This is a genomic window from Alteribacter populi, assembly GCF_002352765.1.
GTDB lineage: Bacteria > Bacillota > Bacilli > Bacillales > Salisediminibacteriaceae > Alteribacter > Alteribacter populi.
In genome coordinates this window covers 1,327,338-1,345,710 of the sequence record NZ_KZ293963.1, presented here as the reverse complement: position 1 = coordinate 1,345,710, position 18,373 = coordinate 1,327,338, and the positions used below count along the sequence as shown (strand labels likewise).

General features: G+C 41.1%; 17 protein-coding genes. 9 read left to right on the top strand and 8 right to left on the bottom strand.

Annotation, left to right across the window (positions count from 1 at the left end):
• Positions 1-138: 138 nt before the first annotated feature.
• The 4 genes from CDZ94_RS06565 (at position 139) to CDZ94_RS21055 (ending at position 3,555) form a co-directional block, all read left to right on the top strand.
• A complete protein-coding gene (locus tag CDZ94_RS06565; protein ID WP_096435713.1) occupies positions 139-2,205 on the top strand; it encodes a cation:proton antiporter in 2,067 nt (688 codons plus the stop codon).
• 123 nt (positions 2,206-2,328) lie between these two features.
• Positions 2,329-2,481 (top strand): hypothetical protein, encoded by a 153-nt coding sequence (locus tag CDZ94_RS21510; RefSeq protein WP_096435712.1) that lies wholly within the window; start codon positions 2,329-2,331, stop codon positions 2,479-2,481.
• A gap of 110 nt (positions 2,482-2,591) precedes the next feature.
• Positions 2,592-3,371: an enoyl-ACP reductase FabI gene (fabI, locus tag CDZ94_RS06555; RefSeq protein ID WP_198520874.1), complete on the top strand. Its 780-nt coding sequence runs from the start codon at positions 2,592-2,594 to the stop codon at positions 3,369-3,371.
• Between the two features lie 103 nt (positions 3,372-3,474).
• Positions 3,475-3,555 (top strand): YjcZ family sporulation protein, encoded by an 81-nt coding sequence (locus tag CDZ94_RS21055; RefSeq protein ID WP_100831646.1) that lies wholly within the window; start codon positions 3,475-3,477, stop codon positions 3,553-3,555.
• A 263-nt stretch (positions 3,556-3,818) separates the two neighbouring features.
• On the opposite strand, the gene CDZ94_RS06545 is transcribed toward CDZ94_RS21055, so the two are convergent.
• Positions 3,819-4,694 carry a GNAT family N-acetyltransferase gene (locus CDZ94_RS06545; protein ID WP_096435709.1) on the bottom strand — a complete coding sequence of 292 codons (876 nt, stop codon included), beginning with the start codon at positions 4,692-4,694 and terminating at the stop codon, positions 3,819-3,821.
• A 367-nt stretch (positions 4,695-5,061) separates the two neighbouring features.
• Positions 5,062-5,874 carry a UTP--glucose-1-phosphate uridylyltransferase gene (locus tag CDZ94_RS06540; protein ID WP_096435708.1) on the bottom strand — a complete coding sequence of 271 codons (813 nt, stop codon included), beginning with the start codon at positions 5,872-5,874 and terminating at the stop codon, positions 5,062-5,064.
• 191 nt (positions 5,875-6,065) lie between these two features.
• Here CDZ94_RS06540 and CDZ94_RS06535 point away from each other — a divergent pair, with 191 nt between their 5' ends.
• Both CDZ94_RS06535 and CDZ94_RS06530 read left to right on the top strand, forming a co-directional pair.
• Entirely contained in the window at positions 6,066-7,352 is a 1,287-nt protein-coding gene (locus CDZ94_RS06535; RefSeq protein WP_096435707.1) for a UDP-glucose dehydrogenase family protein, read from the top strand.
• Between the two features lie 19 nt (positions 7,353-7,371).
• Positions 7,372-8,514 carry a glycosyltransferase family 4 protein gene (locus tag CDZ94_RS06530; RefSeq protein ID WP_198520825.1) on the top strand — a complete coding sequence of 381 codons (1,143 nt, stop codon included), beginning with the start codon at positions 7,372-7,374 and terminating at the stop codon, positions 8,512-8,514.
• Between the two features lie 111 nt (positions 8,515-8,625).
• Here CDZ94_RS06530 and CDZ94_RS06525 read toward each other — a convergent pair whose 3' ends face one another.
• Both CDZ94_RS06525 and CDZ94_RS06520 read right to left on the bottom strand, forming a co-directional pair.
• Positions 8,626-9,972 carry a glycosyltransferase family 4 protein gene (locus CDZ94_RS06525; RefSeq protein ID WP_096435705.1) on the bottom strand — a complete coding sequence of 449 codons (1,347 nt, stop codon included), beginning with the start codon at positions 9,970-9,972 and terminating at the stop codon, positions 8,626-8,628.
• The gene (locus CDZ94_RS06520) at positions 9,969-11,066 is read right to left on the bottom strand and encodes a CotS family spore coat protein (RefSeq protein WP_096435704.1); all 1,098 of its coding nucleotides are present in this window, start codon (positions 11,064-11,066) and stop codon (positions 9,969-9,971) included. The genes CDZ94_RS06525 and CDZ94_RS06520 overlap by 4 nt, the downstream gene beginning before the upstream one ends.
• Positions 11,067-11,300: 234 nt before the next feature.
• Here CDZ94_RS06520 and CDZ94_RS06515 point away from each other — a divergent pair, with 234 nt between their 5' ends.
• Positions 11,301-11,639: a DUF1360 domain-containing protein gene (locus tag CDZ94_RS06515; protein ID WP_096435703.1), complete on the top strand. Its 339-nt coding sequence runs from the start codon at positions 11,301-11,303 to the stop codon at positions 11,637-11,639.
• On the opposite strand, the gene CDZ94_RS06510 is transcribed toward CDZ94_RS06515, so the two are convergent.
• The 3 genes from CDZ94_RS06510 to CDZ94_RS06500 all read right to left on the bottom strand — a co-directional run bounded on the left by CDZ94_RS06510 (position 11,633) and on the right by CDZ94_RS06500 (position 14,310).
• On the bottom strand, positions 11,633-12,610 hold the full coding sequence (locus tag CDZ94_RS06510; protein WP_096435702.1) for a CgeB family protein: 978 nt from the start codon (positions 12,608-12,610) through the stop codon (positions 11,633-11,635). The genes CDZ94_RS06515 and CDZ94_RS06510 overlap by 7 nt on opposite strands.
• A gap of 13 nt (positions 12,611-12,623) precedes the next feature.
• Positions 12,624-13,286 (bottom strand): hypothetical protein, encoded by a 663-nt coding sequence (locus CDZ94_RS06505; protein ID WP_096435701.1) that lies wholly within the window; start codon positions 13,284-13,286, stop codon positions 12,624-12,626.
• Positions 13,287-13,641: 355 nt separating this feature from the next.
• Positions 13,642-14,310 (bottom strand): BMQ_0737 family morphogenetic spore coat protein, encoded by a 669-nt coding sequence (locus CDZ94_RS06500; protein WP_096435700.1) that lies wholly within the window; start codon positions 14,308-14,310, stop codon positions 13,642-13,644.
• A 186-nt stretch (positions 14,311-14,496) separates the two neighbouring features.
• Between CDZ94_RS06500 and CDZ94_RS06495 the strand changes: the two genes are divergently transcribed.
• Positions 14,497-15,177 (top strand): hypothetical protein, encoded by a 681-nt coding sequence (locus CDZ94_RS06495; RefSeq protein WP_096435699.1) that lies wholly within the window; start codon positions 14,497-14,499, stop codon positions 15,175-15,177.
• 330 nt (positions 15,178-15,507) lie between these two features.
• A complete protein-coding gene (locus CDZ94_RS21200) occupies positions 15,508-15,672 on the top strand; it encodes a hypothetical protein (RefSeq protein WP_157811945.1) in 165 nt (54 codons plus the stop codon).
• 273 nt (positions 15,673-15,945) lie between these two features.
• On the opposite strand, the gene CDZ94_RS06490 is transcribed toward CDZ94_RS21200, so the two are convergent.
• Complete coding sequence (locus CDZ94_RS06490; protein WP_096435698.1) at positions 15,946-18,309, bottom strand: UvrD-helicase domain-containing protein; 2,364 nt, start codon at positions 18,307-18,309, stop codon at positions 15,946-15,948.
• Between the last annotated feature and the right edge of the window lie 64 nt (positions 18,310-18,373).

The window sequence follows — 18,373 nt, the reverse complement described above, 5'->3', positions numbered from 1 at the left end:
GTCAAATAACCTGCCCGATCAAAAGTAAAAAGCACTTTTTATCGGACAGAACATTTGCATGTCGCCGGGTAAGGGCGCCTTGCGCTTTTGTTCCAGTTAGTAAAAGCAAGTACGATACGATTGGAAAAGGAGAATAAGATGGTAACTGAACCAACTGCTCACCCTGTATTTATTTTTGCGATGGCTATGCTTATTTTCCTCATTTCACCCCTTATTATGACACGACTCCGCGTTCCAGGTATCATTGGAGTTTTGATCGCAGGGATGGTTGTAGGGCCAAATGGGCTTGGCTTGTTAGAACGAAATGAAACTATTGTCCTTTTAGGAACGGTAGGTTTACTTTACATTATCTTTATTGCTGGTTTAGAAATTGATTTAGATGGCTTTAAAAAATATCGGAAACGAAGCATCGAATTCGGACTTCTCTCATTTTTTATTCCCTGTGTTTTAGGATTAGGACTAGGGCTTGTGTTAGGGTATAATATTTGGTCTTCTTTATTACTAGGCTCTTTACTTGGTTCACACACATTGCTTGCTTATCCGATTGCAAGCAGGATGGGAATTGCAAAAAACCGTGCAGTTACAACAACCGTCGGGGGCACAATTTTAACTGACACGTTGGCGATGCTTGTCCTTGCTATTGTGGCTGGTGCGATGCAAGGAGAACTAACCGTTGGATTTTGGGTTCAGATGCTCGTCTCATTGATGATCTTTTCTGCGATCATTATTTTCGGTGTGCCATATATATCAAAAAGGTTTTTCATAAAAATCAGTGGTGGAGGCTCATTAGACTATGTGTTTGTCATGACTGTCCTGTTTATCTGTTCATTTTTAGCAATTCTTGCTGGGGTGGAGCCGATTATCGGTGCCTTTCTAGCCGGGCTTGCGTTAAACCGTATGATATTAGAAAATGGACCGCTCATGAACCGGATTAAATTTGTTGGAAATGCGTTGTTCATTCCGTTTTTTCTTCTCTCAGTAGGAATGTTAATGGATTTTCGCATATTAATTGAGCATCCTTTATCAGTATTACTAGCTGTGTCCATTGTTGCGTTCGTCATAATAGGAAAGTGGCTCGCAGCAACGATTACGTCAAAAATGTACGATTATACGCCGTTTGAACGAAATGTCATGTTCGGTCTCTCGATACCGCAAGCAGCAGCGACATTAGCTGCAACACTAGTCGGGTACGACCTTGGTTTATTTGACGTAGCTGTTGTTAATGGTGTGATCATTATGATTTTAATTACATGTATTATTGGGCCGTCTATTACTGAACAAATCGGTCGGAAACTGGCCTACGTAGAAGAGAATGAACCGGTTAAAGAAGAACAAATGCCGGAGCGTATTCTCATCCCAATGGCAAACCCGGATACGATGGATAATTTGTTGGAACTGGCGATCATCTTAAAGAACCCATTATCGAACGAACCTCTTTATCCGATGACCGTGGTTCAGGGGGATAATGAAAGCCGGGAAATCAAGATTGCTCAAGCGGAAAAAATGCTCGGTCATGCGGTTGTATATGCAGCAGGAGCAGATATACCGGTCCGTCCATTAACACGTGTAGGGGATCACCCTGCTAAACGGATGGCTTACGCAATTACAGATAATCGCATTTCTACTGTTGTCGTGGGCTGGAACGGAGAAATGACCTCGAGTGGTCATATGTTCGGTTCTGTTCTTGACCAACTCATTGAATATACCGACCGCCAAGTTTTGGTAAGTAAACTTTCCCATCCTTTAAATATTACGAAAAGAATTGTAGTGGTCATTCCGAAAGGCTTCGACCATATGTCCGGAGCTCACGAAGCCTTTCGTACAGCAAAAGTGCTTGCAAGTCGAACTGGAGCTGAGCTACTATTGATTGTAGTTGATGATGAAAAAGAAAAATATGAACAGATCTTCGCTACAATAAAACCAGACCTGACAATGAAAGTAGAGCAAGTCGATGACTGGGGAGAATTAAAGGATTCGTATTACGAAACGTTTGAAGAAACGGATTTAATGTTGATCCTAAGTGCACGACGGGGGACGGTAAGCTGGCATTATCGTTTGGAAAGACTGCCATATTACATTCAAAAAACACGTCTGGTCAGTTTTATCGTCTACTTTACAAAAGAAGCACAAGTAGATGAACGAGGTACGAAAGCCACAGTATTAAGACAACCTTTCGGAACGTATAGACGAAATGAATCAAAATAGGCGTTTGAGACAATAGTAAAAAGGTAGTGCCACAGGCCGGTTTATGGCATGTGGCACTACCTTGGCTCAGAATTATGAAATTCATTCAGATATCTAAAAATCCGAAAAAAGGGGAACTTATCTGTGAATACGAAAGAACCGCTCGTTCAATGTCCTGAATGTAACGAACATTTTCCGATTCAAAATGTACTTACGGCTCAGTCGAATCAAAACGTCATCTTCGAGTGTAAAGTGTGTAACTATACGATGAAAAACATTAATACGAGTAAAGGGTAATAAGAACCACCGTGAGCCTGTCCTCATTGAAAAAGATCTGCTATAATAATGACAGACATGAATTAGTACCAACTATTAATACTAGCTATAATTTTTGAGGAGGCTCAATGATGAAAATTGATTTATCAGATCGTACTTATGTCGTGATGGGAGTAGCAAATAAACGAAGCATTGCTTGGGGAATTACGCAATCGTTAGCGAATGCAGGAGCAAGGATAATTTTTACATATGCAGGAGAAAGACTGGAAAGAAACGTAAGGCAACTTGCAGATTCGTTAGAACGAGACGACTCTCTCGTTCTTCCATGTGACGTCACTAACGACGATGAAGTGGAGAAAACGTTCCAGGAGATCGAAAAAGAAGTAGGCACGATTCATGGAATTGCTCACTGTATTGCATTTGCTAATCGTGAGGAGCTAGAAGGTGAATATTTAAACACAACGAGAGACGGATTTTTACTCGCACAAAACATTAGCGCCTATTCGTTAACAGCTGTTACGAAAGCGGCCCGTCCACTCATGAAGGAAGGCGGCAGTATCGTGACTCTTACGTATTTAGGTGGCGAGCGTGTTGTGAAAAACTACAATGTCATGGGTGTAGCAAAAGCGTCTCTCGATGCGAGTGTGAAGTATTTAGCGAATGACTTAGGAAAAGAAAACATCCGTGTGAACGCGATTTCCGCTGGTCCGATCCGTACACTTGCAGCTAAAGGAATTGGTGGATTTAATGAAGTGTTAAAAGAAATTGAAGAGAACGCACCGCTTAAGCGTACGGTTAAACAGGAGGAAGTCGGCGATACCGCTCTATTCTTATTAAGTGACATGTCCAGAGCGATGACGGGTGAACTTCTTCATGTTGATGGCGGTTACAACACGATTGGATTAATGTAATCTCAAGAATTTTAGTGAAGTCGTCTAATCCAATTTCATTCTCATGACATATGCTTATAAAGAGAGGGATCTCAATAGAGCAGGTGTCTGGGGGGTGGATAAAATGGGTCAATATGGCGGTTTTACGTTAATTGTGGTTCTATTCATTTTGTTAATAATCGTTGGTTCAGCTTACGTTTATTAATTTCATTTAAGGAAACGAGTGTCTCAAAAAGGTCTGCCTTTTGGGCACTCTTTTTTTAAAAGATTTATAAGCGGACAGCTACCTCCTTCACGCCGCTCGTCTCAAGGGGAAAGCATCCTTGAGACTTTAAAACATACGGCTGACCTGTTGCCCGATGCAAGAAGACACCGTGAATCAGGTTCACTTCAGAGCTGCTAACAAACGAAAGAGGTTGTACCAAAAAGTCATTTATTTCACCGATTGAGACAGACTCATATTACCTTTTATATCGTTTTACTCCACGTCTGCTTGTCTATCCCGTATAAAATCCAAGGTGAAGGTAGTTCAAATTTGTGAGCAGGGGGGAGAAATTGCACGGCTTCCTTCGTTAAATCCATCCATATGTAGGTGTCTCCATCTGTTTGCTTCGCTAGCTTGTGGTAAGCGTTTGATATGGTTTCCCACAACCCCTTTGGAGAAGTGATGTCATTCCAAGGATAGATCGTGTGTAAATAATGATGCTTTTTTTGATCGTGCTTGGTAATGAGTACACGTGTTTGCGTTTCATTTTCATAAAAGGACCATTCACGTAAGTCATTCTCCTGAAATAATTCATCAGATGCAGGGAAGGAGTAGTAGCATTCATAAGGGAAAACTGACGATGATTTTACATAAGCTTCTCTGAGCCAATCCTTCTTTCGTTCGATAGAATCAATCGGGTTCCATGGCTGTGCCCCGGATTCAAGTGCAGATGTATCGTTTGTAACTGCAGCTTGTAACGTCGTGTGGGGAGTTAACCCACACTTTTCGATTACACGGCATGCAGGTGTATTATCCTCTTGCGTATTTGCACCTACCCACTGAATGCCGTTCATTTGAAAGGCTTCGTTTTTAATATGGTTAAGTAGTTGTGTAGTAAAATTGTTCCCTCTAAAGCGGCGGTCGCTCCGTAGTCGCCCTAACATGGCATATTTTCGGGCAAAAAGGGAGTATCCGCCCATACTGACCAGTTGGTTATCTATGAATAATCCGTATAAACGATGGTTTTCCGTTGTAAGTCTTTCGAAAATACGTTTTATATAATCATTTTCTATTCCCGTATCCATCGCTTCCAAATAGGGGTAGTCTTCAATGTCTAACAATCTTATCTTTTTATTCATCTGTTTCCCTCCTTCGTTCATTCAGGTATTATTGAAAGATAATTGTGCATTTTCATTATAAACATTTTTGGTATTAATTTAAATCCATCCTATAGGTCTGGGTTATTTCTATTGTATAGTTTGTTGTGTGTTGACCTTTTTTTGTCTCGAATGATGTTACGGGCAAGTGAATTTGGCCTCCACTATTATTTTAAGAAAGTTTAACTTCTTTAAAGGAATAAAGTATAACGCAACTAAGGCTTCCGCCATTAAGGATTGGCGGTAAGCCAAGTTTTCTTTATGATTTACATTGTGAAATAGTCTGTGTTCTCGTGTTACACATCACAAGTTAACCCGTGACTTTGCAGAGGTTGTTTTCTATCTCTTCTTACGGTTTGTTTTTTAAGAAATACTCAATGAGTCGGTAATATTCCTCGTCCTTTCCTAAATCATAACGCTCGCCATCGATTTCAAGGGCGTTGTACTCAAAGTCCTTTACCATTTCCTTCATGGCATCTGTGAGCTGAACCTCGTCGCCTACACCGAGTGGCGCTTTTTTTAAGTATTGAAAAAGGTCTGGCTGAAAAACATAGCGTCCGCAAACGGCTAGGTTGGAAGGTGGCGAAGTTGATGGCTTCTCAACAATATCTGTTATTTTATGAAGAGACTTCGCATTAGCCTCTTTTTTAATGACACCATATAGATGAAGGTGATCAACGGGCATCGCCTGAACAGCAACGGTGCTTTTTGAACTCTTTGCAAATGATTCCAAAAGCTGCTGTAGTGCTCCTTTTTCACTTGCTACATAAAAATCATCTGGCAATAGCACAGCGAAAGGCTCATCATGGACAAAGCGTTCCCCTAATAACACCGCATCTCCTAATCCCCTTGCGTAAGGCTGTCTCATATATTGAATATGCACTTTTGGTAATCTCGTTTTTTCAAGTAAATGTTCTTTACTTTTTGAAGCTAAAAATGCTTCCAGCTCTATTGAACGATCAAAATAATCTAATATCATATTTTTATTTCGCGATACGATAATTAATACTTCTTCGATTCCCGCAGCTACGGCTTCTTCTACAATGTAGTGAATGGCAGGCTTTCCTGCAATCGGAAACATTTCTTTAGGTAACACCTTTGTAATTGGCAAGCTACGCGTCCCATATCCAGCTGCAGGAATGATCGCTTTTCTAACTTTCATCATCATTCCCCTTTCTATGTCTTACTATGGTGTATTCAATTTTTATATCGTATGAAGGTTGTCCAAAAGCAATCGGGCAATTCACTTATAGGTATTCATACATTTTTCTGAAACCTCGGAACGAACCATTTGCTTTGAAGTACGATATAAAAGCAACATGTTTGTCAAAACGTTCAAGGGAGGAGAAAAGTGTGAATGTTGGTGTAATCGGTGCCGGATACGTAGGACTAACGACATCATGTGTCTTGGCGGAATTCGGTCATCGTGTTCTTTGCGTAGATAAAAATCACCACAAGCTTAATCAACTTAAATCTTGTGAAGTTCCCTTTTACGAACCAGGATTACAGGAAATGTTAGAACGAAATGTTAAAAAAGGTCATCTATCGTTTACAAATAATACGAGGGAGGCTATTCAATCTTCTGAAGTTGTTTTTATTGCAGTTGGAACTCCGCCATTAAGTGATGGTTCACCAAACCTTACTTTCATTCAACAAGTCGTTGATGAGATTAGCCAAGCAATCGAGAAATACACGATAATTGTGACCAAAAGTACCGTTCCTTTAGGTACGAATGAGTGGATGGATCAGGCTTTAACAAAGAAAGTGAAGCCAGAATTGTTTGATGTTGTTTCCAATCCTGAGTTTTTAAAGGAAGGGACTGCAATTCAAGATACGATTTCCCCTGATCGCATGGTTATCGGGGCAAAAAACGAAGCACCTGTCCAGCTTTTAAAAACCCTTTTTTCATTTATTAAAGCACCTTATTATGTAACGACATTAACGGGAGCTGAAATGATAAAATATGCCTCCAATGTCTTTTTAGCGATGAAAATATCCTACATCAATGAAATTTCAACTATTTGTGAGGCTTACGGGGTCGATGTTAATGAAGTGGCTCAAGGAATCGGAGCTGATCAACGAATCGGACCGGCATTCTTAAAGTCCGGCCTTGGGTACGGAGGCTCTTGTTTACCAAAGGATTTACAAGGGCTAATATTTGCTGCAACGCGAAAAAACATAAATACAAAGCTGCTGCCATCCATAGCGGAAGTGAATGACCAGCAAGTGGATGTTTATATGAAAAAGCTTGAAGAAAAGCTCGGCAGTTTGAACAAAAAGCGAATCGCTGTGTGGGGGTTAAGTTTCAAACCAAATACAGATGATATCCGTCACTCTCCAGCAATAATGTTGATTGAAAGGTTAAAAGAAGAAGGTGCGGATGTCGTCGCTTATGATCCGATTGTAAAAAGAGTTAACGATACTCTCTTTTCTCATCGTGATAAGTATGATGTTTTAAAAGGTGCGGATGCCCTTGTCCTGGCAACCGACTGGCAGTCGTTTATCGATGCGGATTGGCGTAAAGTAAAAACCCGCTTAAAAGGTAATGTCGTAATGGACTGCCGTAACGCACTGCAACGTGAAAAAGTTACTCAAGCAGGGATGTGTTACGTTGCAAATGGACAACAGCGTTCGAATTAACGAAAGTAAGAGGGGAAAAGTGTTGAAAGTAGCCCTCATTTGTACTGAAAGTTTACCAGCACCTGCAATTAAAGGTGGGGCGATTCAAATGTTTATCGATGGAGTAGCACCTTTCTTGAAAGAAGAGTATCACCTCACCATTTATTCTATTAATGACACAGCGCTAAAGCGTTACGAGGTTAAGGGTGGAATCGAGTACATCCGTTTTCCAAAAGAGTCCTATGAACAAGACGTTGCCAACCACCTTAAAAGAAGAAGGTTTCAGCTTATTCATGTTTTTAATCGCCCTGAGTACCTATTAGAATACCAAAAAGCTTCACCTGAAAGCCGGTTCATTTTAGGACTGCACAATGACATGCTTTCAGAACGTAAAATAAACGACGAGGTAGGCGAGCAAGTTGTGCACGCTGCTTCCCATATTGTCACGATCAGTTATTTTATTAAGTGTAAAGTGATTGAACGATTTCCTGAAGCAGAAGAAAAAACGACAGTTGTTTATTCAGGTGTCGATTTAGCAAAGTTTCCTAAACGCGAGAGTGAAGAAGGAAGGTCCGTTCGTGAACGATACCGCGAACGCTTTGGAGTAAAGGATAAAAAGGTTATTTTGTTTGTTGGCCGACTTTCAAAAAACAAGGGACCTGACTTGTTAATCGATGCCATGCAAATGCTTATTAAAGACGATCCGAATGTGATTTTATTAGTCGTAGGTGGGAAATGGTTTAGTGATAACGGTATGAATCGATTTACGTGGCAACTTTATGATAGAGCAAAAGGGATAAAAAATAATATTGTCTTCACAAAGTTTATTCCAGCTGATGAAATTGGCAATATTTTTTTGTTAGGTGATATTTTTGTATGCCCTTCGCAATGGGAAGAACCACTAGCAAGAGTTCACTATGAGGCAATGGCTGCAGGAATCCCAGTGGTTACTACAAACCGGGGAGGGAACAGTGAAGTCATTCTCCATAAAATGAATGGCTATCTCATTGAGGATTATCAAAACGAGGTAGCGTTTGTTAGGGGCATACAGTTTTTCATAAACCATCCGGAAGTGTCGTCTTGGATAACAGAAAATGGCCGCAAATTTGTCGAAGCAAATTTTCAATTTAAACACGCGGCACGAAGGCTTTCGGATGTGTACAAAAAATATCTTGATCAATGAAAAGGTGTCCCACAAGGTCAAAGCTTACCTTGTGGGACACCCTCGTTACAAGCATCCTTTTCTTTTTTTACGACGGCTATGTGATGAAGCCATTATCAGCTATATTGCGTGTTAACCAGTGCGAAGCCTTTTCACCCATAATTTCGGTTTAGCAGGAGGGTTGTTTGTATATCGGTAAATTCTTTCAGGCTGCTTCTCTTCAATTTCCTCAACAGGTCGAACTGCTTCAACGGGTTCGAGCTCGTTTTCTTCTAATTCTACTCCATCTATCGCTTGATCAGTAGATAATCCAAGCGGAGCACTGGTCTTAATGTTTTGTTCCATTTCTTGCCAAACAGAAAGAATATCAGTGACGACGCGGGACCATTGAAAACGTTCTTCAGCCATACGGCGCCCATTTGCTCCGATCTCTTTTGCGAGTGAGGGATTAGCTAACAATTTTAAGATCGGTTCGACAAATGATTGCGGGTTCTCAGGTTCTTCAACAACAAACCCATTTTTCCCAATATCAATGACTTCAGGGTTTCCACCTCTGGCGGTCGTTACGATTGGGAGGGCAGCGGCCATCGCTTCGTAATGCACACGCGCGAGAGGCTCTTGCCATTGAGAAGGGCAAACAAAAATGTCTGCTGCAGCATACCATTTTTGAATATCTTCTGGGGACACGAATCCAGTTGCAATCACCGGAATTGGCATCCGTTGTGCGAGAGCCCTGACGTAAGCGCCATAATCATTGATAGAGTTATCACTAAACCACTTACTTCCTACGAGGACCAGGGCAATGTCCGAGTGTTTTTTCGCAAGCGCTGGCATGGCCTCGAGCAGGACATCGACTCCTTTATTTGCAGATAGACGCCCCGCAAACATAATTACTTTTTTTGACTCGAGGTTGTGCTCTTTACGAACTTGATTACGATACTTTTTACCTTGAGAAGTGGAAGCGGGAACAAATTGGTTTAAGTCTACGCCAGAATAGATCGTTTTTAGCTTTGGTGCAGATTCCGGATAATCTTGTTGGATCGATTGGCCAATATAATTACTAATCGTTATAATTTTATCTACCTGCTGAACCGCCTCATTCGCTTCTTCAGGAGAGATTTTCTCACGTTTAAACATATCATTATGCATGCTTAATATTAATCTTGACTGAGGAGCGACAGCACGAACGGGAGCAACTAAGAGCGGGCGGTTAAAAATATGAATCACATCAAACGTTTCGTTTCGAAGCGCGTCTACGACACCGTCCCGGTAAGTTTCGAGTAAACCGCCGGTCACTCTCACATAATGGATCCCCTCGTTCGTTTCACGATCGGGTAAATCTTTGTCTGAGCGACCAATGACAGTGATCGTATGATTCTTTTTTAAAGTGGGTAGAGCTCCTGCAATATAGGTTTGAATCGCTCCGCCTCGAATAGGAGGAACGGGGAGTTTTTCGGTACAAACAATGGCTATTTTCATTTTAGAATATCCCCTTTCATCTGGCGAAGTTCTTCTATAGCAGGCCACTTCGTTTGGTCGGTTTCCGCAATGCGTTTACAAAGTGCATCGAGTTCGCCATCCATAAATAACGTTGGTTCATACACCATTTCTTTAACATTTTTATAAAACTCATTTGGCAAAGACATATCGATGAGCAGCAGATCATAAACGTCAGGCTCAATCGGGTGTGTTTCGTGATAGGCTTCAATCATGGCCCTCATCCATGCCACATCCCAGGTTCCTAAGTCGTCCATCGTCCCGGTAATTAGTTTACGTAAATCACGAATTCCGATGTCATAAGCGACACCGTCCAGGTCTATGATCCACATCCCGTCAGCACCCATTTGGCCATTTGAAAATCCGTAGTCTTGGTGAACGAGGCCCCATTCTTTATTTCCACGGCTCACGAGGGAGTCATAAGCCGATTGGTTTAAGTGATCTAAGGATTGCTTTGCTTGTTCCTCAAAACGATCTAAAACAGATAAAATCGTCGGGCTTGCTGGCATCTCGTGATAGTACTGAGCAATATTTCGAAACCAACTCATTTTTTTAACGACTTTTTCGTACGTTCTTGGCCAACGATATAGCCTGCTGGCATTCTCAGCTCCTTTAGGAGGGGTGTACCCTTTTGAGAGCGTGTGAAATTCTCCGATGGCATGACAGAGTGCTTTCGATCCTTCAAGATCCTGGGCCACTTGGGTTAAGGGTTCAATCCATTCCGCTACAAACCACACTTTACCGCCCATTTCAACATACGGTAATCCATCTTTAGAATGAATAATCTCCGGGATTCGAGCTTTCTTTTCGTGGACTAAATATTCTTGTGCATAAATGCTAAATAGGCTTCTTGACGGGCGCCGGTGTAAAATTTTTAAACTTCTCGGCCCATGGTTCGTCTCGATTTTCCAGATGAGACCGCCTTTATCTTCTTTCGTTGTGATTACCTCCATCGATGTTACTTTCATATCGTAACGATCGATGACCTTTTGCGCCATCTCTTCTATATATGACGGTACAAAAAACTCACCTGTTGTTTCGTCAAGTTCCCAAGGAGTTATTTGCTGGTCGGACATAGTATCTCCTCCTGGTTGTATATCTCCCTCTCACTATATTCACCAGCCCTTTTATTTGCATGGATATATAACCTGCTTACCGGGAAAAAGAAAAAACCTTCCTTGGATCTTAAATGGAAGGCGTACCTTTTATCATGATTTCGTATCTTTATCAATAAGTAAGACAAACAACCAGGACGCATTATAAAATCGTACATAAACTGGTAAGAAAGAATGGTCAGGAAGGGGATCGGTATGGATTTCAGTTGGTTTCTTTTTCTATTACTTTCCTTTGCAACGTTCCGTCTTACACACCTCATTGTGTACGACCAGATTATGCAGAGGTTGAGAGACCATTTTCTTAACCTCGTAGACGATGAAAACGAACCTTACTACGAGCCTAAAGGAACGGGCTTACGATATTTAATTGGTGAGATTATCAGTTGTCATTGGTGTACAGCAGTATGGTCGGCGATTTTTTTAGTATTAGGACTTTGGCTAGTACCAACCGTGTTTTATTTCGTTATTGTCGTGCTGGCTGTCGCCGGATTAGGAGCTATTATTCAAGCAGTCGTCGTGAATTATCTTTATTGAGTTTTAGCAAAAGCTATCAACAAATTCTTCATACGCTGACGATACGTATGGCGGCAGATAACTTCATTATAGGCGGCTTCCGCCATTAATTTCCGTTTGTCGTGTTCATTCATATAATGGCTGGCGATCGCTAGACACTCCTCTTTTGAGTTGACTTGAACAATAGTTTTTGCAGAGTGGAATTGCTCATTTATTCCTTTTTTTCTCTCTGCAATTTGAAAAGCCTTACATCCTGCGATTTCAAAAAGCGACGGAGAGGGGCTATCGCATGGAATATTCGCCTCGTTTTCGGTTTTTCTTTTATTTGAATACGGAAGATTTAACACGATACGAGAGTTAGAGTAAAAAAGCCGGGCTACGCGAGCAGGAACCCAATAATTTACCCGCTGCATTCTAGGAGACGGTTTAACGTCCTTTAATGCTTCGGTCCACCCTCGCCCGACAACAGTTATTTTCCAATCGGAATGCTCGTATAAGTAGCGAATATAAGAGACTCTTTTTTCATCTGCATCTCCTACTAGACAAAGGTCACTTTGGTAGATTGATTTATCATGCTGTTCATAAAAATAAAGAGAAGGATCAAAAGCATGTGGGAGATAAAAAGTACTCTGATGACCGAGCTCTCGATAGAAAGGCACTGCATTTTTCTCTGATGAAAAGACGAAATGAAAATAATGAATGTGTCGTTTACTATAATCTATCGTGTGAGGGTCTTCATAGAACCAGGCGATGGTCGGAATAGAGACGTTATCAAAAAAAGAAAAAAAGCCGTCCCATTCGGCTTTCATAAACAGACAGAAAATAAAGTCGGGATCTTTTTCTTCTATTATATTAAAAAGTTCTGATTGACAATGAGGTAGTAAACGAAGAGAAAAGACTTCAATTCCTTCTTCTTGAAAAGCAGAAATAAGCCCTTGGTCGATACGGTGCGCATTCTTCAAAGAAGGAGATGCAACATAGATGATTTTCATGCTTTTCTCCCCCTTATAAATAAAGACTGATTGTGTTCGCCGCAGAAATTCCTTTTTGCATCTCTCTTGTATAGCAAAAGCCCTCAACTAAAAGATGTTCGTCTTCATCAATAGGAATGATCGTCATATCAAAATTAGAGAAAACGGCTTTCTCTCCCGGCTTAATCGTGTCAATATGAGTCGGTTTTAACCAATGTTCACCCCTTGTTTTTACCCATTCTCTCCAGTCATTTTGCACATAGATCCACTCTTCTTTAGGTGCCATCCACGTTTGATCTAGTGGTTGTCTTAAGCGAATTTTTCCACCAATATTAATGCGTTCTGCAGGCTTGGTACGAAAGCAAAAGACGGGATCGTGGAGGATTTGGTTCCCGGTATTTTCCAGAGTGAAATGGCCGACGACATGAATTTGTTCGTCCTCTTTGTCTTCTTTATCCGGCAAGAAAACAGAGTGGCTAAAGTAGGCATTAGCGGAAGTAATAGTCTCTTGCTTCTTCTCAATTATGTTGGACTTCCGTTGAGTCTCTATTGATTTCTGTACTTTTAAACGTTTCTCCAAATCTTCCACCTGTTGTTTATATTTGTTGACTTCTGAGCGGTAATGGAGGATCTTTTGTTCAAGCTGTAATTTGGAATCATCTTGTTTTCGCTGCTGATAGGTCTGTTTAGACTTCATTATTTCACCTCGATTAAGCCTTGATATCCAATATGTATGCAAGACTTGGATTTATGAGAAGTCAAAATAAAGAAAACTTAGCTTGCCTTGTCACTCATATGCAACAAAGCGCTATTTGGCGTCGTGCGACATAGCAAACTTGACTTATCGCCCAAAAAGGCGAAAGTCTTAGTTGACCTTGTAGCTGTCTCTTTTACTCATGCTCCTTTGTGTATCCGCCTGAGACAATCCGCAGCTTATTCACGAAGTAATACTTGTCGCTTGCGCTAGATATTGAAGCATCGATTTTAATATGTTTTAAACTAAAAATAAAATCAGATTGATGAGAGGTTCATCAATCTGATCTAACGTTTGCTTAGCAGTCTTTTTGTGCGTGCTTCGGAGGGAATATCTCCGGACATTGTGGCGGAAATGTAATCTCTGGGCATACACGTGTAATTGGTAGAATCATATCTTCGCGCGGCTTGCATTCAGTACCTTCAATTTCAAGAATTACATTCGCGAAAGCTTGCACTGACTGACAAATGTGAAGCGTTAATTGAAGGGAGCTGAATTCTCCGTTGATACAGCAAACGACGCCAGTACCTTCAAAGTCGAAAATATCGCAGTCTATCTCGGTACCTTCAGGGGCGCAAAGTAAGAATTTCTCGAATAGACAGAAGTCAATTTCACCGGATGTACAAACAGGATCCTCATCTTCTTCTAAGCGAAGCTCAACGATGAACGTTCCTTGCTTTCGGATTTTTACTTCCTGTAATTCAATGTCTAAATCGGGGATAAAGATATCTCTTCTTGTTCCCACTTCACTGCACTCTGGATCACCAACTGGTACGACAGTAACGATAAAGTCTTCTCCAGCTGGGAGAAACTCACACGGATCGTCTGCTCCTTCTTCGCCGTCACAGTCAAAGTCTAATTCGGCTAACCCTGCCTCACCAGAGAATGTTAACTCTTTATCAACTTGACGTGTTACCCAGTCATATAGTTTTTCTGCTCTTATACAGAGAGGCTCAAACTCTGCCATGCCTTGATCATCCTTTCATTCATGGTAGTTCCTTTGTCGGGGACTACTTCATAGTATGAAGAGGGCTTAAAATTGTGCATCCTCCCATAATGAAAAAAGATGTTGGGCTTGTTTTTACGCAAGATTATTAAAAGCCGTACATATGGTTATAAAGGAGACCAATCTGAACAATGAAGGGAGATGCTCATGCGTAAGGTCATGTCATTAGAAAAACTGTCCACCATGCAACTGAAACAACGGATCATTTATTTGCAGGCAGAACTCAAGCAATGCCGTGAGAAGATTCATCGTTATCAAGAAAACTACCATTACAGGCAGCTAGATGAATTAAAAGAAGCCAATGAAGTCCTTACATTAAAATATGAAGAATTAAAAGAAACGTACGACCAAATATCCATTGGAAAAAAAGAACTTCAACAAAAGGTCGATGTTTTACAATCACAGAAAGAAGAATGGGAAGAAAAGAAGAAAGAACAAAGTGAGAAACTGGAGGATTATTTAAAAGAAAAAACCCGGTGGGAAGAAGAGAAAAATGATTTGCTTCTTGCCAAAGTGAAAATTCAAGAATTAACGGATGATAATTCGTTATTAAAAGAGGAGTTAAAGAAAAATGGCGAAGAGATTACCCAGCTGAAAGAAGATGTCACAGCAGCTAAACGAGAGCTTTCAAACAAAGATCGTACCCAGCAAAACCCGTTCCTTCAATTTGATAAGAGTGTAGATGGTGGAAAGCAGCAAAGCCGCAAACCATTTCCAATCTCACCTCCAGAGCGGAAAACGATGCCATCAGGTCAACCTGCTTCACGAGAGGGAGAAAAAAAAGAAGATGATGAAAAAGATTGGTATCGGAAAAGAAGACAAAAATAATCCAGAAGAGGCGTGATCTCCGCTTTTGCATAGCACAGCCTGTGCCCCTTTTTCATAGCTTGTTAGTAGAAAGCTACGAAGGAAAGGGGTAAGTCAGCTTTGAAGTCGCAGCGCAAAAGAGCAATCTACAAAAAGAAATCGGCCATTCAAGGAGATAAAGTCACCTACCGTCAAAAACCTAAAACCAAAGCACTAACAAAAAAATCAGGTTGTGGATGTGGAGGGGGAAAAAGAAAAAAGTAACTGGAAAGAAGTCAAGTCACTTGCCCAAACCCCTCAAATGATAATGACATATGTTGTTATTAGCGAGACGGGAATGGGGGCTGGTTTATGAATAAAAAGGCCAAGAAAGTTTCTAAAGTTCAACCTGAAGAAGAAAATAAGAAGTCTAAATGGAGTTATTGGAATAAGTACATGTTCGGAAATAAAAACAAAGAATCGAACAAAGAAGAATCAAAAACACCAGAAGATCAACCACCCTTTTGGTGGATATAAAAAACATGCGGGTAATCTCGCATGTTTTTTATGTGATTATAAAGGACACTCTATGATGTCCTCAGTTGAACGGAATCTGTGAGACTACTGCGGAAAAACGGGCTAGCCGAGACCCCGCAAGGCGCTTTTCACCGAGGAGGCTCGGCAGTTCGTCCAACGGAGCTGCCAAAAGATACGCTTTTTACAATAAGTAAGAATCAAAAAAATGGGAGGAAATATTATTTTGAAGTTGTGTGTGCTTTATTAAACAAATGAATTATGAAAGTGATTCGTTTATGTCTTATTTAAAATAGGTTCATCTTTCTTTATGTTGAACTTAACATCACGAAGAAACCGTGAGCGGTACGCCTTTTTCCCGCGGCGCATGTCTGTAGCTGATAGGAAAAGCTCTCGTTTGGCTCGAGTCACACTGACGTACATTAGCCGGCGTTCTTCTTCTAGATAACTTTCATCGCCTTCCCTCAGTTTTTCAAGAGTATGCTCATGAGGCAATGTCCCTTCATTACAGCCAAGTATGTAAACAGTCGGGAATTCAAGTCCTTTAGCACGGTGGATCGTCATTAGCTGAATCCCTTTTTGCTGATTTTCTTTTTGCTGTACCTTTACTTTTGCGCGGATGTGATCGACATGCGAAAGAAACTCGGTAACCGTGGAATAATGAGACGCGATTGATAGAAGTTCTTGAAAGTCGTCTGAACCTCGGTCCATCTTGTTGCCTTCCTTGCCGTTTTTCTTAATGTAATCAGCGAGCCCCATTTTTTCGTGCGCAATGAGGAGAGCTTCACGAGGGCTCAGCTCCTTTAATTTTTTAAAGTGGGGGAGAGTATTGAGAAGCTTTTTCCGCTGAAAGCTTGTCATGCTCTCTTGAGAACGTTTTGTTGCTTCAAGGATCGTTTCATCAAACATAATCGAAGCTCTTTTTAACTCTAGCAAAATCGATTGCTTTAAAAACATAACCCTAAGCCAGTCCTGCATCGCTTCTGTATCATCCCCATTTAAAGATAACCGCAAATACGAGAGCGCTTTACGGACGACAGAACGATTGTAAAAGGAATCGCTTCCTTGTTCCATCGAAAATGGAAGGCCGCTTTCCAGTAACCGTTCAAAAATGGCTCGTGATTGCACGTGCGTTCGATAAAGAATAAGGATGTCTTCAGGTTTCGACGACATTTTTAATTGCTTTTTGATATTCTCAACAATATAGATCGCTTCTTCTTCTTCGTCATATGGAAAAAGCAGTGTCGGAGAAGACGTATTTTCAATCGTAGCAGCCATTTTTTTCTCGTAACGATCCTCGTTTTGAGCAATAAGTCCGTTCGCAAGTTCGACAATGTTTTGTTCTGAACGGTAATTGTTTTCAAGGTGAATTACCCGAGCATTAGGAAACGTATCTTTAAACGTCAAAATGTAAATAGGGTTGCTTCCACGAAATCGGTAAATCGATTGATCGTCATCACCAACGACACAAAGATTGTTTTGCGGAGTAACAAGAAGTTTCATAATGTCATATTGAACGCGGTTAATATCTTGAAACTCATCGATCATAAAATGGGAAAAACGTTGTTGGTACTTTGCGAGTAAATTCGGATTCTCCGTTAACATTGTATAGCAGCCAAGAAGCATATCATCGAAATCAAACATCCCAGCGGCGGCCTTTTCCTGCTCGTAAATTCTGAAGATGTCTTTTACTTGTTTTTCCCAATGGTCTGCTGTCTCTACGTTTTTAGGGTTTTTACCATCATTTTTCCAAGCTGAAATGGTAGATAAGGCGCCATCAATGGCAAAGTCTCGTTCATCAATGGATAGCTCCCGTAAAGCAAAGAAAATGATTTTTTCCTTTTGCCACTGGTGTTTAAGTAATTGGTCGGGCTTCCAGAGGTCGGGTGAATGGTGCATCAGCATTTTATAAAACAAGCTGTGAAACGTACCTGATACAAGGCGCTGGATGGTTCTGCGTTCTAACCCAAACTGAGTTTCTAGCCGGTCTTTCATCTCAGCTGCCGCTTTTTGGGTAAACGTGACGAGCATCATATTCTCAGGTTTTACATGCTTTGTTTTGAGTAAATAAGCAGCTCTAGAGGTAAGCACCCGTGTCTTCCCGCTCCCGGCACCAGCTAATAGCAGGAGTGGCCCGTCCAAAGTCGTCACTGCCTCTTGCTGATGTGGATTTAGCGGTGTTCCCTTTTGCTCAATCTTTAAAAGAACCGGATCTTTACTCTCAGAACGCGAATTTACAGTTTTCGTTGTAGCATGAAAGGGAAGTGAATTAGCAAAATAATGGCTCGGTTTCCAGCAAGCTTGCTTTTTTGTTTCAGGACGAGTAGAAGATGTAATGGTTTTTTTTACAGGAAGAGAGAAAGCGCCCACTTGGTTTTGAAGCGGAGTTTCTTCTTCCTTCATAGTTGGCTTTTCAGCTGATGAATGGAGAGCTTGTTCATCAGCTTCCTCACATTCCTGCTTCGGTTTTCGGTGGACAAAGGAAGGAGGCACGTGAAGGTTCACGTGTAATTGAACAGGCTCACGACAATAAGGACACAGAAGTTCTCCTTTTTTACTTTTTTGATATAGCGAATGTAAAGCTCCTCGCTCAAGAGAAGGCAGCTCATAGGTTGTGTGTTTATGTAAAGCACGTTGCATTGTTTCACCCCGTGTTTTGCTTGATTTAGATAACTTCCTTATCTTATCAAAAATACAGGCTGGA

Coding starts and splice junctions, on each gene's coding strand:
- CDZ94_RS06540 (WP_096435708.1), bottom strand. CDS start 5,874: ATGAAAGTTAGAAAAGCGATCATTCCTGCAGCTGGATATGGGACGCGT.
- fabI (WP_198520874.1), top strand. CDS start 2,592: ATGAAAATTGATTTATCAGATCGTACTTATGTCGTGATGGGAGTAGCA.
- CDZ94_RS06520 (WP_096435704.1), bottom strand. CDS start 11,066: ATGTCCGACCAGCAAATAACTCCTTGGGAACTTGACGAAACAACAGGT.
- CDZ94_RS21055 (WP_100831646.1), top strand. CDS start 3,475: ATGGGTCAATATGGCGGTTTTACGTTAATTGTGGTTCTATTCATTTTG.
- CDZ94_RS06490 (WP_096435698.1), bottom strand. CDS start 18,309: ATGCAACGTGCTTTACATAAACACACAACCTATGAGCTGCCTTCTCTT.
- CDZ94_RS06515 (WP_096435703.1), top strand. CDS start 11,301: ATGGATTTCAGTTGGTTTCTTTTTCTATTACTTTCCTTTGCAACGTTC.
- CDZ94_RS06500 (WP_096435700.1), bottom strand. CDS start 14,310: ATGGCAGAGTTTGAGCCTCTCTGTATAAGAGCAGAAAAACTATATGAC.
- CDZ94_RS06525 (WP_096435705.1), bottom strand. CDS start 9,972: ATGAAAATAGCCATTGTTTGTACCGAAAAACTCCCCGTTCCTCCTATT.
- CDZ94_RS21200 (WP_157811945.1), top strand. CDS start 15,508: ATGAATAAAAAGGCCAAGAAAGTTTCTAAAGTTCAACCTGAAGAAGAA.
- CDZ94_RS06505 (WP_096435701.1), bottom strand. CDS start 13,286: ATGAAGTCTAAACAGACCTATCAGCAGCGAAAACAAGATGATTCCAAA.
- CDZ94_RS06495 (WP_096435699.1), top strand. CDS start 14,497: ATGCGTAAGGTCATGTCATTAGAAAAACTGTCCACCATGCAACTGAAA.
- CDZ94_RS06510 (WP_096435702.1), bottom strand. CDS start 12,610: ATGAAAATCATCTATGTTGCATCTCCTTCTTTGAAGAATGCGCACCGT.
- CDZ94_RS06545 (WP_096435709.1), bottom strand. CDS start 4,694: ATGAATAAAAAGATAAGATTGTTAGACATTGAAGACTACCCCTATTTG.
- CDZ94_RS06565 (WP_096435713.1), top strand. CDS start 139: ATGGTAACTGAACCAACTGCTCACCCTGTATTTATTTTTGCGATGGCT.